Source organism: Alloalcanivorax xenomutans (assembly GCF_900217905.1).
GTDB lineage: Bacteria > Pseudomonadota > Gammaproteobacteria > Pseudomonadales > Alcanivoracaceae > Alloalcanivorax > Alloalcanivorax xenomutans.
In genome coordinates, this window is the sequence record NZ_OBMO01000008.1 from 23964 (window position 1) to 41587 (window position 17624).

Genomic DNA, 17624 nt, shown 5'->3' on the forward strand with positions numbered 1-17624 from the left:
TTCAATCGGTCTCGTTCAGAGCCAGGCAGTGCAATAACGCCTGCGCCACGTATTTCTTCACCATGCTTACCGAGACGCCGAGCCGTTCGGCGATCTCCGCATGGGACAGCCCGTCCAGCCGGCTCATTATAAAGGCCTGACGGGGCTTCTCCGGCAAGCTCTCCAACCAGCCCGCCACTTCCGTGAGCAGCTCCACCACCGTCGCCAGTTCCTCGGACGACGGTGCCGCGGCGCAATCCCCATACAGCGCCATCCAGGTTTCCAGGTACGCCTGCTCCACCTTTTTGCGCCGGGCGTCGTCGATGATCAGACGGCCGGCGATGGTGGTAAGAAAGGCCCGAGGCTCACGCACCCCCTGCAGATCCGAGGAGGAGGTCAGCACTCTTACGAAGGTATCATGGGCCATATCCGCCGCGTGCTGTGAACAGCCCAGTTTCTTTCTCAACCAACCCAGCAGCCAGCCGTGGTGATCGCTGTACAGCACCGCCACCAGATCGCGTTTCAGGTAGCTCGTCGCCCCCATCCGTTCGCCCCTCCCCTGCGGGATTCCGTCGTTGGTACGCTATAGCCAATTCAGAATATGAGAATAATTCTCAGTTGCTATAAAGGTCAAGTCGAAGGTTCTTGGTTGTTTGGCGAACCTCTGGGTCAAAGACAGGACACTACCCCAAAGCAAGGTAACGGCCACGCCCTGGCTGGAGGCCTGGTTTTTCTTTTCAGGGCAGCGCAGCAAGCCGCTTGCACGCCGATTCGCTGCCAAGGCAGCTTCCCACAGGCTGGAGCTACGGAGCCGCCGTGGGAAGCTGACTTGCCAGCGAATGCAGCGCGCAAACACCGAAGCCACCCGAATTTTGTGGAAAAATAGAGGCCCCTCACATTGAGAAAGGGGCGCGATGCTTTCACGTCCAGCCGCTCAACATCCTCTAAAGTGAGGCCGGCGTTTTTCCAGAAAGGCGCTGGCGCCTTCGACGAAGTCCTCGGAGGCGAACGTTTTCGCCGCGGTTTCCCGCTCCACCCGCAGGCGCTCCACCAGATCCACCGGCAGCGCGGTGAACAACCGCTTGATCGTGGCCTGAGCCAACGGCGGCCCGGCGGCGAGACGGCGTGCGTGTTTCAGTGCGGCTTCCAGAGCCGCGCCCTGCTCCACGCGCACGTCAGCGAGACCGATATGAATCGCTTCGTCCAGTGACACTTCCTCACCGGTGAGCAGAATCCTCCGCGCCCGACCAGCGCCAACGCGAAAAGGCAGCGCCCACCAAAGGGCGCCATCCGGCGCCGCGCCAACACGAATCTGCGCGGCGCAGAAACGGGCGCCCTCCGCGGCCACCATCAAATCACAACAGGCGGCCAGCCCCAGACCGGCACCGAAAGCGGGACCTTCCACCGCTGCTATATACAGTTTCTCCGACGTCAATATGCGTTGCAGCAAAGGGCCGCCCGCTTCCAGACGCTGGCGGATTTTTTCCACGTCGCGGATACGGCGCAGCGCATCCAGGTTACCGCCGGCGGAGAACACACCCCCCGCCCCGGTCAACACCATGACGCGCAGGCTATCGTCGTTTTCAAACCGCTCCATGGCTTCCAACAGTCCCTCACGCACGCCGGGCGCGCCCATGGAGTTTCGCATGGCATAGGCGTTGATGGTGACCACCGCCACTGCTTCCCGGGTTTCCATCAATACCGCTTGTTCCGTCATCGTCTCAGGCCTCCATACGTTCGAGATAAAGCTGACCGTTATACGTGGCGTCACCGAGCAGCCGGCTCAGTGCATTCACGCGTAACAGATAACGGCCGATCCCCAGTTCCAGTGTCATGCCGATGCCGCCGTGCATCTGAATCGCCTCCCGGCATACGCGATCACCCACGGGTACCGCCAGCGCCATTGCCGCGAAGGCGTCGGCGTGGGACGGTTCGTGGATCAGACTTTGTGCCGCACCGGACACCAGCGAGCGCAGCATTTCCAGATCCGCATGCAGATCGCTGGCACGATGTTGCAAAGCCTGAAAGCGGGCCAGTTTGGTTCCGAACTGTTCGCGTAATCGCAGATAGTCCAGAGTACGTTCCAGGGCGCCCTCGCACGCGCCCAGAGTTTCCGCCGCCGCGGCCAGGGCACCCTGCGCCAGCGCCGCTTCCAGCGCCGCCCGCGCCTCCGCCCCGCGGGCCAGCACCGCCTCTTCCGGTAGCAAAGCATCATTGAAGGTGAGCGTCGCCAGGCTGCTGCCGTCAAAGGCCGCGTAAGGCGCCACCGCCATTCCTTCTGTCTCCGGCGCCAGCAGCACCAGCGCGAGCTCACCATCCAACCGGCAGGAAACGATGAACGCGTCGGCACCAGCGGCATCCATCACCGCTCTTTTTCGGCCATTCAACATATAGCCCGGCTGGCATCGCTGCCCCTCTATTGCCGTGTGATGGTGGTCATACCCGGCCCCATCTTCCAATGTGGCCAGTGTCAGAGTTGCCTCGCCGGCGGCCAACCGTCGCAACCATTGATCCCGCAAGGCACCCCTCGGCGAGCACGTCAACGCGGTGCCGGCCAGAATCAACGACGAGAGAAAAGGCGAGCGCAGTTGGTCCCGGCCAAAACGACGGCACAACACCGTCAGCTCCACCGGCCCCATACCGCCACCGCCGTGCTCCTCGGGTAGCGCGATCCCCAACAGACCCAACTCAGCCAGCTCATGCCACAAGGGCAGGCGGGCCACGTCGGCGGACAGCAGCGCCTGATCCCGGCGCGGGTCCCATTGCTTTTCCAGCAACCGTGCCACCGTGTCTTCGATGAGTTGCTGCTCTTCGGTCAACATAAATTCCATGGGATACCTCACAGATCGAGCACGTGCTTGGCGATGATATTGCGCTGCACTTCATTGGAGCCGGCGGCGATGGCCGGCCCTCGCAGGTAGTAGCGGGACTCCGCCACATAGCGGGCATCACCGCCATCGTTCAACAGGTCCCGGGGCAAGCCGTCATAGGCGGCATCGGCGGCGAGCGCATCGATACCGGCGATATCCATGATCGCTTCATCCACCGCCTGGTTAATGGCCACCCCTTTCAGGTTGAGTGATGAGGCGAAGACACCAATACGGCCATCGCGAATCAGCATTTCCAAACCGCGGCGAGTGGCGAATTCCAGAGCCTTCACCTGTACCGCCACCTCGGCGATGCGCGCTTTGAGATCAGCTCTTTGATAAAGCGCTCCGGATTCGTCCTGGTTGGCTTTGGCCAACGCCAGCAGACGCCCCAGCTTGCGCCGCGCCTCGGCGTGGCGGGAGGTGGCCAGCCGCTCGTGTTCCAGCAGAGCTTTGGCCGTGGTCCAACCGGTGTTCTCCTCGCCGATACGTTGCTCCACCGGCACTTTTACATCTTCCAGCAACACCTGATTGAGCAAGTGCGCACCATAGAAATGATGGATGGGCTCGACACTGACCCCTTCGCTACGCATATCCAGCAGCAGGAAGGAAATACCTTTCTGCTTCTTGGCTTCGGGATCGGTGCGAACCAGACAGAACATCCAGTCGGCATAGTGGGCATAGCTGGTCCAGATCTTGCCGCCGTTAACGCGATAGTAGTCCCCTTCACGAACCGCCCGGGTCCGCAGTGCCGCCAGATCCGACCCGGCGGAAGGTTCCGAATACCCCTGACACCACCATTGATCCATATTCAGGGCACCGGGCAGAAAACGCGCCTTCTGCTCCTCGGTACCGTATTCCAGCAAGATCGGCCCCAGCATGCGGGTATTGAAAGGCGGTATGGATGGCGCTCCGGCCAAAGCCATCTCTTCCTCGAAGACAAATCGCTTTTGCAGACTCCAGTCCGTGCCACCCCAGCGTTTCGGCCAATGCACCGCGCCCCAGCCCCTGGCAACCAGCTTGCGTTGCCAGGCGATCGTCTCGTCACGGCTGACGTCCCTGCCCTGCGCCACTTTCAGGCGAATAGACTCTGGCACTTCACTGGCCACGAACTCGCGAATCTCCTGTCGGAATCGGATTTCCTCCGATCGGCTCAGATCCGTCATCTTCAAGCACTCCTGTTGATGGTTTACGGGGTTTGGGGCCACTGAACTGCCCCGTCTGCCCTGGAGGGTTAAAAATTGCCGGGAGCAATTTTTAACGTTGCTCCGCGACTGCCCGAAGGGTGACCGCCACGGACGGCGGTCATAAAAAAACGCCGGCCAAGGGCCGGCGCGAAAAAGGACACGGCAGGCGGTGTCATCATCGGCACTACATTCGACACTACTCCGGCAATGGGGAGAGCATTCGCCCCGGAGAGTCTCGACACCGCCCGGACAACGTGGAGGATGTCCGGAGAACACACCGCATCCAGTGGACAACGGCATTCAGAACTTCAACTGGGCGCCGATGGACAAAGCCCACGGATCTCGCCCGGCCAACGTGCCCACTTTGTCGCCGTGGGCATAATCCACGCCTCGGTAGGCGGCGTTGTCACCGTTTTTAGTCACCGTGTACATGGCATGCAGCAGTACCGAATCACTGAGGGAATGGAATACACCAACGCTGTATTGATCCGCTTCATCGTCTCCGGCCTCCGACTCTTCAGCATGATTCCATTGCGCAGCCAGATTCCAACGTGGCACTACCGTATATTGGGCTTGCAATCCATAGGCTTCACGATCAAGAGAAGCGAAATCATCCGGACTGATATCCTCGTAGATAGCACCAAGAGTCAAAGCCGAGAATTTATATTTGGCGAACACACGCCAAGCATCGAGGCTCCCCGTGGTCGCAAAATCGGAGTAATGAATATAGGCACTGCTCAACTGCAGTCCGCCCCCCTTCCAGTCCAACCAAATGCTTGAACTGTCGCGATCATTATCATCCGCGCCATTAACAGAGCCGGCCTGATCAGCCGCATACTGCAAAGCCACGTTGACACCAGCCAGGCGGAACTTCCAGTTCAGGCTGTTAGCGCCGAACAAATCCAGTCGGCCGCCGGCGCCCGCCGAGGGTGCGCCGAGAATAGCGTGGGAGTCAGCCACCGTGGTGTTGAAATAACCGAGATACGACACTCCCAGGTTCTTGAATGGCGTGTTGATGCGTCCCACCAGGAAAGTACCTACTGGTGTACCCAATCCCAGAAAGCTGTCACGGGTGGTCCAGACGTCATTACCGTCGGTGTCATCCATGTCAACCTGCTGCTCGTACTGCCAGAGGAACGTATAATCCTCGTTGTAAGGCACCTCACCGCGAAAGCCAATCATCGTGGTGTTGCTGGAGACACCGATTCCGCCTTCGGAAAGCAGCGGCGAGGTGTCCGCTTGCGCATCACTGACATCGGAGTCCACGTAGTCCACCGACATGCGCAGCGCCCCATACAACTCCATTTTCTTTTTAATCGCCTGTTCCGGATGAATAACGTCTTCCAGAACTTGAATATCCGCAGCCTGTGCTGACAGTGGCAGCAAAGCCATCAGCAGACCGGAGCCTGCCGCAGTGAAAAGAGGACGGATTGTCATTAGTTTCTCCTCGAATCGTTTTTTGTGGTCCACCGTCCATGGCGACCACCCTGCGGGCCGCCGCTGGCGCGGCGTCAAAAATCGCTCCCGGCGATTTGTTTGTTGTTTCATTAGTACGGGTCAAAACCCGGGGTTATCTCTCGTTTAGTCGCGTCGCCACCGAACGATAGATTTGCGCGGAGACAAAAGACGGAGAGGCCTCCGCCAGCTGTTCCAGAATTTCCGCCTTCAGTGCGCGGGCACGAGCTCCGATTTCGTCCTGGCTACGCTCCGGAGACAGAAGATCCAGTACATGCAAAGCCAGTTGCGGCTGGCCTTCCTCCCGCTTGCGCCGCGCCACCGTCAGCACCTGTTCGGGGTCACTGATTGCCTCGCGTAGCGCGGCCGCCACCGCATCAGGCTCCCCCGGATGCAGTTGGGTGGCATTGCGGTCCCACCAGCCGTTCTCCGAGCGCCAGATATCGCGCACGATGTACTCCGGCATGCCGTAGCTGGGCTTCATCAACGGATGGCCAAAGATCTCATCCGGGTAGGCGATGTCGTGCAGGATCTCCGCTTCGGTCATACCGCGATTCATCCGCTTCACGGTTTCCTCTCGCAGATAGCGCAAAGCTTTGATGGTGAGGGTCATGGCTTCACGAACGGCTTCCCGGCCTTCAATCGGCCTGCCGAATTCGGGAATCAGCATTTCCGGCTCCAGCGCCAGCAGCCTTTCCATGGTTTCCGCCCAGCGCACCGGATCACGCAGCGTGCGCAAGGGTGTGCCGATATTGGGAATGGATTTGATGAAGGCCGGTCCGGCATAAAGGATCTTCTCCTCCGGCAACCACAACGCCATGGCGTCGTCGGTTTCCGAAGGCGCTTCCAGGATCTCCACCTGACGGTCACCACCATCGATGACGTGGCGTTCGCGGAAGGTGATGTCCGGATAGGTGAACCATTTTTCCGGCGCGGTTTCCGGAAATTGGGAATTGAACTGCAGCCCATTGAGATGCGCCTGCAAGCCCCAGGTCTCCTGGTAGCGGTCATAGCGGCACGGCAGGTTGGCCTGAGCCACCATTTTCGGCCGCGGATGACCGCGCTCGGCGGCGTCCGCCAGCCAGCTGTGCGCACCGTGGTTGTAACCCAGATGACCGTGGCTATAGACAATGGCCAGCACGGGCTTATCAGTCAGTTGGCGAACGTGTTCGATCATCGCCCGGGTGATCTTGCCGCCGGGGCCGGAGTCCGTGATCACCACGCCATTGGCGGTTTCCACCACTACACTATTGCCCTGCCCTCCGAGCAAATGGACACCGGGTGCGATCGTCTTGAGGTCCTTGTTGGCGAGCAGAAATTCGCCAAGGATCGGCGATTCCTTCTTGTTACTGTTGCCCGTCATGACATATCTCCTGCGTTGTCACCGGTGGCGGGCACAGGGGCGCCCGTAACGGCCACCGGTGGTGCCGTTGGAAAAAGGGAAAACTGGTGATTCAGCGTTTACAGACGCTCGACGCGCGGTAGCCTGTAACGGCCTTCCATCAGATCCGCCTTGGGCATGTAACCTCGGAAAAACAGGGCGAAGGGCCCCTCGTTGGCAGGCAGCCAGTTGCTTTCGCGATCCGCGCCGGGACTGCGCGCACCGATCCAGAGATCCAGGGAGCCATCCTCGTTGTATTGCAGACCGGGACTACGATCCCCCACGGCGTAACGACGCAACGGGGTATCGGCGAAAAAGAACTGCCCGTCGTCCATGGCTTCGTACAGCGTCAGGGACCAGAACGAATTCAACGGCGGCATGGCGCCGGCGGGGAAATGCAAACGGTAGTTCTGGTTGCCATCGAACAGCCCCTCTTCGGCGTCCCCTTCGGCCCGCATATAGATGGCTTCTTCCAGCGGTAAGGCGCCCAGGCCACCCACCGATACCACGGCGCGCAACGTATAATTCTGGCCATAATCGCCATTGCGCATGCTCGGATAAGTCCAGCCGCCAATGGCGCTGCGGCGCGCGCGCTGGATCTGGACCAGCCAGTTCTTGGCCTCGTCCACACCCTGTTCAATCGCTTCCGCCTGCTCCTGATCGAAAGCCTCCGCGTCGAACACCTGGTCCGGGCCGATACCCAGAGCACGAATCTGCTCCAGAATCAGGCCGTCGGTGACCGGAGGCGGCTCACGGCGCAACAGGCGATTGGCGGTGGCCAGATACTCACGCCAGCCGGCAGAACGCTGTACCGGATCCCCCGGTGCCACATCCTCGGAGGGCGCGCCCTCATGGACGAACAAACCGTCCTGCACGGCGCAGGCCGCCGCCAGATCGTCCGGACCGTCCACTAGAATACGCGCCAGCGCCCAGACTCTGGGCGTCGGTGCGCGGACCACATTGGTGGCGTCCTCCGGCACCGCCTGATGTGGACCGACCAGGGTATAAACCCCGCCGTTATTCCCGGTGGTACGGGTACCGAGAATGTCGAAGTTGTTGGTGTACATGTCCATGAACGCCAGCGAGAAGTAGCGCTCGCCGGTGGCCGGCACGGTAATCTTCACCGGCCCTTTGGAAAGATCCAGCCAGGCATCGGAGTACAGGGTGTCGTTATTCGGCGTGGTTACCCAGCGGCTGCGGTGCGTCAGCAGCTTGCGGGCATGGTTGAAGACGTTGGCCCCGGCTCCCATGCGCCATTTACGGGTGGTTTCCATGATCACCAACGGAACCGTGTAGATGTACGCGCGCTTGGCGGCGGACTTCAGCTCGGCCGGCGACACCGGCGTAAATTCACTGCTCATGTTGCTTCCTCTTACTCTTTTTCAAAGGGCACCTCCAGACCGCCCGGACTCAATGCCGGCAGCAAGACTCCGGGAGGATGTCCAGGTTATTTTTGCCGCGTGTCTTAACGGGCTTCCGGCGGCACCATCGCATCCGGCACGTCCAGGCCGATTTCCCGGTAGTAACGCAAGGCCCCGGCCTGCAGCGGCGTGTTCACCTGATTAAGTGCGTTCTCCAGCGTGATGGTGTCCATGAACTTGGCGGCGTCATGGAACGTCTGCAGATTCTCGAAAATGGTTTTGGTGATCTGATAACCCAGTTCAGGGTCCAGATCCTTCTGCGTGCCCAGGGTGACCCAGGTACCAACGGTTTTAACCGGGCCTTCGTTGGTCTGGTTTTCGCCATAAATACCGGCGGGAATTTCCGCAACGGTGCGGCCGGGCAACGACATCACCTGTTTCATCGGCTCGCTATCGAAAGCCTCCTCGGGGATCCCCAGGAAACGAATCTTTTGCAGCAGCACTACTTGCTCGATGGAGGCCGACGGCAACTGGGTCGGACCGATATACATATCCACCTGACCGTCCTGGAAGGCCTGCTGCCCGGAGTTCCAGTCCAGCTTCGCCATCTCATAATCCTCACCCGCCTTGTAACCGGTCGCGCCTTCAATGATCGACAAGGCGACCAGAGTGGCGGCGCCACCCGGCGGGCCGATGAAGACACGACGGTCCTTGATGTCCTTGAGAGAACGGATGCCCGATTTTTCATGCACCATGATGTGGTACGGTCCGAGCGGGAAGCTCATGATGGTACGAATGTTCTTGAACAGCTCCGGCGCGCTGGACATTTTTCTGAACATACCCGTGCCGGTGCTCATGAAGTGATTGATGGACTGGCTGCCGATATACAGATCAACCTGCCCCTTCGCCGCGTCCAGGGTGGAGCGGGTGGACGCCATGCTGGAGGTCATGTTGATGCGAACCGGCAGGTGCTTTTGCAGCACGGATTGCAGAGTCACCGAGAAGACGTAAGGCGATGATCCCGGCTGAGCGGTATGCATGCGCAGGTTGGTATCAGCATTGGCATAACTGGCCAGCGATGCGGTTGCCAGGAGTACCAGACCACTCGCCCAGCGGATCAAAGGGTGTTTCAGTTTCATTCCAATCTCCCGATTTGTTGTTTTATCTAGCTGTTACTTGATTCCGGGCGCCCTATATCAGCGCCCGATGACCAGGGCATCCAATGCCACCACGCCCTGCCCCTCGGCACGCACGCGCACCGGATTGATGTCCAGACTTTCCAGACTGTCCCCGGCGGCCACGGCGAAGTGCGACACTTTAACCAGCAGATCGGCCAGGGCGCCGATGTCCGCCGGCGGCTGCCCGCGGACACCGTCAAGAATCGCTCTACCGCGCAGCTCGTTGATCATGTCCATGGCCATGTCCCGGTTCAGCGGCGCGCTGCGGAAGCTGACATCCTTGAGCACTTCCACCAGTACGCCGCCGAGCCCCAGCATCACCACTGGTCCAAAGGCAGGATCCCGCTGCACGCCGACGATGCATTCCACGCCCTGTTCTTCCATAGGCGAGAGCAGCACGCCATCGATGCGTGCCTCCGGGCAGGCGCGGCGAGCCGCGGCGAGCACCTCATCGCTGGCCTGGCCAACGGCCTCGGCGCCACGCAGGTTCAGGCGCACACCACCGATGTCGGATTTGTGCAGAATGTCGGGGGAAGCGATTTTCGCCACCCAGACGCGGGAGTCTTGTGCGACACGGACCTGGGCCTCGGCCCCATCGGCGACCAGATGGGATTCCGGCACCGGCACTCCGAAGTCGGCCAGCAGTTGGAAGCTGTCCGCCTCCGAATAACTGCCGGTGCGCAACGTTACGCTGGCCCCGCGCGAATCCACCGGCACCGCCGGTTTTTGCTGTTGCCGGGCAAACCAGGCCAGGGCGGACAGCGCGCGAATCGCACGGGTCGGGTCCTCGAAGGCAAGACAGCGATTACGTTCCAGCAAGGCGCGCACCGGCTCCTTGAATACCGATACGGCACAGAACACCCGATCCGGATACCGGTCGCGAACCCGGCCGATTTGCTCGGCGATGTGCTCGCCCATGGGGCCTTGACCAGCCGCCGCCAGGAAGGCGGCGACCAGATGGTAATCACCTTGCTCGAGCATGATGTCGAGGCTGGTCTCGAACAGACCGATGTCGTTGGTGATCTGTCCGGTGATGTCCACCGGATTACGTGGCGCGGCGAACGGAACCAATTCCCGGATGCGGTCCTGAGCTTTTTGGTTAAGCTCTGGCAGCGCCAGCCCTTCATCGGCGGCGGCGTCCGCCATCAGCACGCCGGCACCGCCGGACACCGTGAACACACCGAGGTTTTCCCCGCCCGGGATACCCGCCACGGAAAAGGCGTAGCCCACATCGAAAAACTCTTCGATGGAATAAGCCCGATACACGCCGTACTGGCGGAACACCGCATCAAAGACCGCATCTTCGCCGGCCAGCGCGGCGGTATGAGACGCGGCGGCCTGGGCACCGATATCGGTGCGCCCCACTTTGGTCATCACCACCGGCTTGCCAGCGGCGCGGGCCTCGGCCAGGGCGGCTTCCAGTTTCCAGCCGTCGCGGCAACCTTCCATATAGCCCAGGATCACATCGGTGTCCGGATCCCGCGCCAGCCAGCTCAGGCAATCGGCGAAATCCACGTTGCCTTCGTTGCCGGTGGTGATCCAGTAGCTCAACCCCAAACCGCGTTGACGGGCCAAGGTAAAGGCATAGGCGCCATAGGCACCGCTCTGACTGATCAGGCCGATACGCCCTTTTGGCGTCACGCCTTGCCCCACCACGGGTGAGAACGTCGCGAACACTTTCTCGGAAAGATTCATGAAACCGAGACAGTTCGGTCCAAGAATACGAACACCGGCCGCGCGGGCACGAGCCATCAGGGCTTCCTGTGCCAGGCGCCCTTCCTCGCTGATCTCCGCGAAGCCGGATGAAAACAGGACAATACCTTTGACGTCGGCGGCAATGGCTTCGTCCACAGCCTGATCGACCAGCGCCGCCGGCACCGCGACGATGGCCAGATCCACTTGCCCGGCTACTTCACCGATGCGGGCGTAGGCCTTAAGCCCCTGCACTTCCGAGGCCTTCGGGTTGATCGGGAAAATCGGCCCTTCGAAGCCTTGGGCGAGCAGGAACGCGATCGGCAGGCCGCCGATTTTCGTCGGCGTGGCGCTGGCGCCGATGACCGCCACCGAGCGGGGCCGGAACAGACGATCCAGATCTTCGATAGTGTGTTCTGATACTGCGCTCATTAACGTGCCTCCGGTGGAATCAAGTGATCCGGAAGGTCAACGCCGGCCTCCCGGTAATAACGAACCGCGCCGGCGTGCAACGGGGTTCTCATCTCCGTCAGAGCATTCTCCAGGGTGATCTCTTCCATGAACTTCGCGGCGCCATGGAAAGCAGACAGGTTCTCGAACAAGGTTTTGGTGATCTGGTACACCAGCTCTTCATCCAGCTCCTTGCGGGTACCCAGGCCAGCCCAGGAACCGATGGTTCTTACGTCCGTCTCGTTGGTTTGATTTGCACCGTAAATACCGGCGGGGATGGTGGCCCGGGTCCGCCCGGGAAGGGCCATGATTTTCTTCATCTGGTCGGATTCGAACGCGTCATCGGGAATCCCCAGGAAACGGACTTTCTCAAGCAATGCCATCTGCTCCATCGAAGCGGACGGTAGCTGCGTTGGCATTACCAACATGTCCACATGTCCATCCTGGAAAGCCTGCAGACCAGAGTTCCAATCCAGTTTTGCCAGCTCATAGTCCGTGCCAGCCTCATAGCCGGTGGCGCCTTCGACAATGGAGATGGCCACCAGAGTAGCCGCGCCACCCGGCGCGCCGAGAAAGATACGACGCCCTTTGATGTCCTCGAGGGAGCGAATACCGGATTTTTCGTGGACCACGATATGGTAGGGACCGGCCGGGAACGTCATGATCTGTCTGACGTTCTTGTACAGTTCTGGCGCCGTTTTCATTTTGGCGAACATACCCGTGCCGGTGCGCATGAAATGATTGATGGACGGGCTGCTGATAAACAGATCCGTCTGCCCGCGCGCCGCATCCAGCGGCGAACGCGGCCCGGTAACGCCGGCCGTCATATTGATCTTCACCGGCAGTTTCTTCTGCAGAACCGACTGCAAGGTAACGGAGAAAACGTAGTATCCCGAGCCGGGCGTGGCGGTCTGCATACGCAGATGGCTCTCCTGCGCCTGCGCGGCTTGGCCCAGCGCCAGGGTGGCGGTCAGTACACAGGCCGCCCGTTTTATCGTTCTCAATCCAAACATTCTTTTCTCCTTTTGGGGGCTCTGCTGAGCCCCTTACTTCCAGGGACTCCGAGCCCCTCTCTCTTCTACTTATCTGTCTTTCACTTATCCGCCGGTGCGCAACCAAGCCAACGCGGCCTGCGGTGCGGCATGAAATCAAACAACAGGATAAGCAGCGCCAGAGCCAGACCAACCAGTTCCACCGAGGTGCCGCGCGCCATCAGCAATGCCGCCACCACCAGTCTCAGAATCCGCGCCAGCATGCCCAGCCGCTCACCGCCAAACCCTGCGAATCCCGTGGTTACCGCCCACACCACCAGAGTCAGGCGCACCACGCCCCAGGCCAGATCCAATGGATCAAAGCCCTCCACGATCAACAGCAGCGACGGATTGAATACGAACAGGAACGGCACCAGAAATCCGACCAGAGTCAGACGTACGGAGAGCATGGCCACTTTCATCGGGTTGGCCTCGGCCAATGGCGCCGCTGCAAAGGCCGCCAGGGCCACGGGCGGCGTGATGGCGGATAGCACCCCGAAATAAAGAACGAACAGATGCACGGAAAGCAGCGGCACATCAAAGCTGGTCAGCGCCGGCCCCATGACCAAAACGATGATCAGGTAGGCCGGCAAGGTCGGCATGCCCATACCGAGAACCAGGCAGCCCAAGGCGGTCAATATCAGACTCAACAGCAAGCTGCTCTCGCCCAGCCCGGCCACCGCTTGCGCGAAGCTCAGTCCCAGACCTGTGAGGTCCATGCCGGCGATGACGATACCAATGGCCCCCACCGCGATCATGATGCGCGAGCCGGCCACGCCCCCCTTTGCCAAGGCGCCAATCAATGCCCAGGGACGGCGGCGAATCTCCGGATTGAGGAAGCCAAAGACCATTGCCACCAGCGTCGCCCACACCCCGGCCATGGCCGGTGAGCGGCCCGCGGCCAACACCAGAATCACCGTTAGCACCGGCGCCACGAACATCAACGACCGCAGCCAATCGTCCTTGGTCAGCACCGGTAATTCATGTTCCGGAGTGGGCTTGATGCCAAGCCGGCGAGCCTCGTAGTACACCGCCGCGAACAGAGCGATCACGTAGAACGCCGCCGGCAATAACGCCGCCACGCAAATCAGCAGATAAGGCGTGCCGGTAAGCTGCGCCATCATGAACGCGGCGGCGCCCATTACCGGCGGAATCACCTGCCCACCGGTGGACGCGGCGGCTTCAACGGCACCGGCGAAGGCGGGGCTGAAACCGCGTTTCTTGATCATCGGAATGGTGAACGCGCCGGTCCCCGCCACGTTGGCGGTGACACTGCCTGACATGGTGCCGAACAGCATGCTGGCAAAGATCGCGGCGTGGGCCGGACCACCGGGCAGACGGCCAGTGACGCGAATGGACATACGCACCAGCGCCGGTCCGGCGCCAGTAGCCTCAAGCATGACACCGAAGATGATGTAGATGAACAGCAACTCGATCATCACCGCCACCGGCGTGCCGAATACGCCGCTGAAGCCGTACCACATTCCCTGCATGATCTGATCCAGGGAAAAACCGGCGTGGCGCAAGGCGTCAGGCAACAGGTCACCCCACAGGCAATACAGCAAGGTCACACCGGCGAACAAGGACAGTCCGAGGCCGAACTCCCGTCGGGTCAGTTCAATGACCGCCACCACGCCCACCAGTGCGATCAACTGATCGGTGCGGCTGTAGTCAACCAGCATGTTTTCCATATCACCGGCGAAGGCCAGGAAACGGGCAACCGCCAACAGAATCGCACCGACCAGGACCAGGTCGATGAGCCAGAACAAGGTGCGAATCAATGCGGTACGTGGCGGATTCACCACCACCAGCGGCTTGACCAGTACGGCGACGAGAATACACGCAGCGAACGTCAACGGACGCTGATAGCTCGGATCAAAGATTCCGAAAAGAGACGTATAAATACTGATGGCGGCCAGAGCCACGGCAATCGCCAGGCCAAGCCGACGACTTGAATCTGTGAGCACTCTCCCTCTCCCGCGGACATCGAAGTCCGCCTTGGTTTTGTTGTGTGCTCATCAGATCATGCCCAATTAATGACTGTCAATTAGATAGTCGTTATCACCGCAGAAAGAATGACAATTTATTCATTGCCCTATTCTACTCCCTCAGGAATCGGTGAACGGCCGTTCAAGATGTAAATTCTCATTTCCTTCGAACCATAACCATCTGTTTTTATTGAGTTTAACCACATAACAAGACACCTGTAACGCACAGGTGTCGGCGCGTAAAATCACACCTCGAAGGCATCTCGACTCATGTCTTTATCCTTTGGATTGAAGCCGTCCCTCCAAAAAAATAATGTGGGAACATGAATTCTGTCTATCTTTTCTAATGTTCCGGCATTACTTTAGGTAACACTCTGTTCCTGATTTTCACCCTCGGAGGAGACCTCAAGTGATCAACGAAGAACTAAGAACCATCGGCGATGCCTGCTGGGAGCGGTTTGATTTCGGCCGCGACTGGAACCGTCATCTGCATGGCAGTCAGGTCATACCGATCAACGACCACCTGGCTTACATCGCGTCCAAAGGCGTGGTGGGCAACGTTACCGTTCTCAATACCGGAAAGGGCCTGGTGGTGTTCGACAGCGGCAGCCGCAATACCGCCGCCGCCATTCATAAGGCGATCCGCGCCTGGTCGGACCAGCCCATCCGTCATGTCGTCTATACCCACGGCCATCTGGACCACGCCTTTGGCACACCACTGTTCGACCAGGAAGCGCAACAGGCCGGGGAACCCAAACCCGAGGTCATCGGCCAGGCCAACATCCGCCGCCGTTTCGAGCGCTATCAGAACAGCGCTGGATGGAATGCACGCATCAACGGCCGGCAGTTCAAGGTGGCGGGCTTCCATTGGCCGGAAGAATACCGCTACCCGGACCGCTTCTATGAAGAGCAGATGATTCTGGAATGTGGCGACTGCCAGGTGGAACTCAACCACGGCATGGGCGAAACCGACGACCATACCTGGAGTTGGATTGCGCAAGATCGCACCGTTATCACCGGGGATTTCATCATCTGGGCGGCGCCCAATGCCGGCAACCCGCAAAAGGTTCAGCGCTTTGCCCACCAATGGGCGCAGGCCTTGCGCGCCATGGCGGCAAAGAAGCCGGAAGTGCTGGTGCCCGGCCACGGACCGGCGGTGTTCGGTGCCGACCGTGTCGCCACGTTACTGGACGACACCGCCACTTTCCTGGAGACCATCCATGACCAGACTTTGGAGGGCATGAACCAGGGCTTGCCCCTGGCCGATATCGTGCAACAGGTCACTCTGCCCGAGGGCCTGCTTGACAGACCCTACCTGCATCCCACCTACGACGACCCCGAGTTTCTGATTCGCAACGTCTGGCGGTTGTACGGCGGTTGGTATGATGGCAATCCGGCGCATCTGAAACCAGCGCATCCGGACACGTTAAGCGGCGCCCTGGCGGAGCTCTGTGGTGGAGCACAAGCGCTGACGCAGGCCGCGGCCAGATACCTTGACCAGGGTGATCTGCGCCTGGCCGGCCACCTCAGTGAAATGGCGGTGCGCGCGGAACCGGATAATCAGGAGGCTCACCGGGTTCGCGCGGCGGTGAATCAGGAACGGGCCAAAGCGGAGACCTCGCTGATGGCCAGAGGCATTTTTACCGATGCCGCCAATGCCTCACTAAAGGCGCTGGGCGACGATGGTGACCCGGGTTATCCCGGCCGCCGGGTTGGTATTGGTTGACGGGTAGGGATACCGGCGGCGTTATTGATCGTCGCCGGTGCCGGCTTTCTGTATCATGGCGATGTCCGTATAGGAAGGCAGGTCATACAACTCGGAGGCTCCACGAATCGCTTCCAGTGTTTCCGGCGATAACGGCGCATCGTACATGGCAGCGCTGCAGGCAATGATGTCCTCAATCCGAATCCAAGCCTCCTCGCGACGAAAGCTCTCGCCTTTTTCCGACTGAATCCGCTCAATCGTCGCCATGCCATTGGTGTGCATGAATAACATACTGAGGAAACGTTGCTCGACGATCGCCTTGGGCAAATAGGGTTTGGCCTCCTTAAGCGCATCCAGACACTTTTCCATACCCGCGCCATACATTTCGTTAAAGTGAAGCCAGGTACTCCGCTCCATACGCAATTGCACCAAAAAACGCAGGTAATATCCGGGTTCCTGTGTGCCAAACAAATAACGGGCCAGGGGCATCATCCCGCAGCGCATAATCTGTTCCGTGGACAGAGGCTTACCGGCCGCCTGACGGCGGGCCTCCTCGAACATGGCATGGCGGTCCGCGTCTATCGGCTTGGAGCGCATCGCCAGAATGGACTCAATGATCGCTTCCCGGGAACCAAAGTAATAGTGGATCGCCGATTCGTTTTTCTGCCCGGCTTCCTCACGAATCTGGCGCAGAGAAGCCCCCTGCACCCCATTCATGGCGAAAACCTTCTCCGCCGCCAGCGTCAACTCCAATTTGGTTCCGGAAATCTCTTCCGCTTTGCTCTTTTTACGACGCGTGGGTTTCCTTGCTGCCGCCATCCTTTTCCACCCTCAGCACAAGTTAATGGAACAATACTAACATCATTCCATTAACAGGGGAGTGGTGACAAACCGGCCCTTACGAGCCGGCGATGATGGAGACAATGACGCCGGTAGCGATGGCGGTGAGCAGAAAGTCATTATCCACTTTTACCCAGTGGTGGCCCGGCTTCGGTGCCGGCAGTCCATAACGGCCGTATTCCTTCACCACGTAACGAGGTTCGCTGTAGCGCTTGGGCAACGGCTTTCCCTTCCAGTCGGCGTGGCGAGGACGATGCTCACCACCATGGGAAGGACCTTGATGGGCCTGCTTAGCCGGCCCGTGATGGCCCGCGGGGGCCCGCTGATCAGGTCCTTTACCCGGCTGCGACCAAGCCAGAGAAGACGACAGCAGCAAGCTGCCAACAAGGGCGAGAGCGAGAGTTTTGCGGCTTTTCATGGTCGGCTCCTGTTTCCTCTTGATGGAACCAGGATGGGCCGGTAATGCGCAAACACCGTGCCGACTTTGTGCAAATATTAGGAAGCGAGCGA

General features: G+C 60.0%; 14 protein-coding genes. 1 reads left to right on the forward strand and 13 read right to left on the reverse strand.

All coding sequences use genetic code 11. The features are described from left to right. Position 1 precedes the first annotated feature (1 nt). From CRO06_RS07585 to CRO06_RS07635, 11 genes are all read right to left on the reverse strand, one after another. Entirely contained in the window at positions 2-523 is a 522-nt protein-coding gene (locus CRO06_RS07585; RefSeq protein WP_063140444.1) for a sigma-70 family RNA polymerase sigma factor, read from the reverse strand. Positions 524-913: 390 nt separating this feature from the next. Continuing rightward, positions 914-1696: an enoyl-CoA hydratase/isomerase family protein gene (locus CRO06_RS07590; protein ID WP_097058146.1), complete on the reverse strand. Its 783-nt coding sequence runs from the start codon at positions 1694-1696 to the stop codon at positions 914-916. A 4-nt stretch (positions 1697-1700) separates the two neighbouring features. Continuing rightward, a complete protein-coding gene (locus CRO06_RS07595; RefSeq protein WP_026949084.1) occupies positions 1701-2810 on the reverse strand; it encodes an acyl-CoA dehydrogenase family protein in 1110 nt (369 codons plus the stop codon). An 8-nt stretch (positions 2811-2818) separates the two neighbouring features. Beyond that, positions 2819-4012 carry an acyl-CoA dehydrogenase family protein gene (locus CRO06_RS07600; protein WP_179746516.1) on the reverse strand — a complete coding sequence of 398 codons (1194 nt, stop codon included), beginning with the start codon at positions 4010-4012 and terminating at the stop codon, positions 2819-2821. Between the two features lie 321 nt (positions 4013-4333). After that, the gene (locus tag CRO06_RS07605; protein WP_063140449.1) at positions 4334-5470 is read right to left on the reverse strand and encodes a porin; all 1137 of its coding nucleotides are present in this window, start codon (positions 5468-5470) and stop codon (positions 4334-4336) included. Positions 5471-5603: 133 nt separating this feature from the next. Continuing rightward, positions 5604-6851 (reverse strand): alkyl sulfatase dimerization domain-containing protein, encoded by a 1248-nt coding sequence (locus tag CRO06_RS07610; protein WP_097058148.1) that lies wholly within the window; start codon positions 6849-6851, stop codon positions 5604-5606. Between the two features lie 98 nt (positions 6852-6949). After that, entirely contained in the window at positions 6950-8230 is a 1281-nt protein-coding gene (locus tag CRO06_RS07615; RefSeq protein WP_097058149.1) for a DUF1254 domain-containing protein, read from the reverse strand. A gap of 104 nt (positions 8231-8334) precedes the next feature. Continuing rightward, positions 8335-9369, reverse strand: coding sequence for a TAXI family TRAP transporter solute-binding subunit (locus CRO06_RS07620; RefSeq protein ID WP_097058150.1), 1035 nt, complete (start codon positions 9367-9369; stop codon positions 8335-8337). A 57-nt stretch (positions 9370-9426) separates the two neighbouring features. Continuing rightward, positions 9427-11532, reverse strand: a complete 2106-nt coding sequence (locus CRO06_RS07625) for an acetate--CoA ligase family protein (protein WP_097058151.1) — start codon at positions 11530-11532, stop codon at positions 9427-9429. After that, complete coding sequence (locus CRO06_RS07630; RefSeq protein WP_063140454.1) at positions 11532-12563, reverse strand: TAXI family TRAP transporter solute-binding subunit; 1032 nt, start codon at positions 12561-12563, stop codon at positions 11532-11534. Before CRO06_RS07630 ends, CRO06_RS07625 begins: the two co-directional genes overlap by 1 nt. A gap of 80 nt (positions 12564-12643) precedes the next feature. Beyond that, a complete protein-coding gene (locus CRO06_RS07635) occupies positions 12644-14548 on the reverse strand; it encodes a TRAP transporter permease (protein WP_097058152.1) in 1905 nt (634 codons plus the stop codon). A 430-nt stretch (positions 14549-14978) separates the two neighbouring features. Here CRO06_RS07635 and CRO06_RS07640 point away from each other — a divergent pair, with 430 nt between their 5' ends. Continuing rightward, on the forward strand, positions 14979-16295 hold the full coding sequence (locus CRO06_RS07640; protein ID WP_026949090.1) for an alkyl sulfatase dimerization domain-containing protein: 1317 nt from the start codon (positions 14979-14981) through the stop codon (positions 16293-16295). Between the two features lie 21 nt (positions 16296-16316). Here the strand turns inward: CRO06_RS07640 and CRO06_RS07645 are convergent, their stop codons facing one another. Next, positions 16317-17093 (reverse strand): TetR/AcrR family transcriptional regulator, encoded by a 777-nt coding sequence (locus CRO06_RS07645; protein WP_055099290.1) that lies wholly within the window; start codon positions 17091-17093, stop codon positions 16317-16319. Between the two features lie 79 nt (positions 17094-17172). Continuing rightward, positions 17173-17532, reverse strand: a complete 360-nt coding sequence (locus tag CRO06_RS07650; RefSeq protein WP_026949092.1) for an RcnB family protein — start codon at positions 17530-17532, stop codon at positions 17173-17175. Positions 17533-17624: the final 92 nt, after the last annotated feature.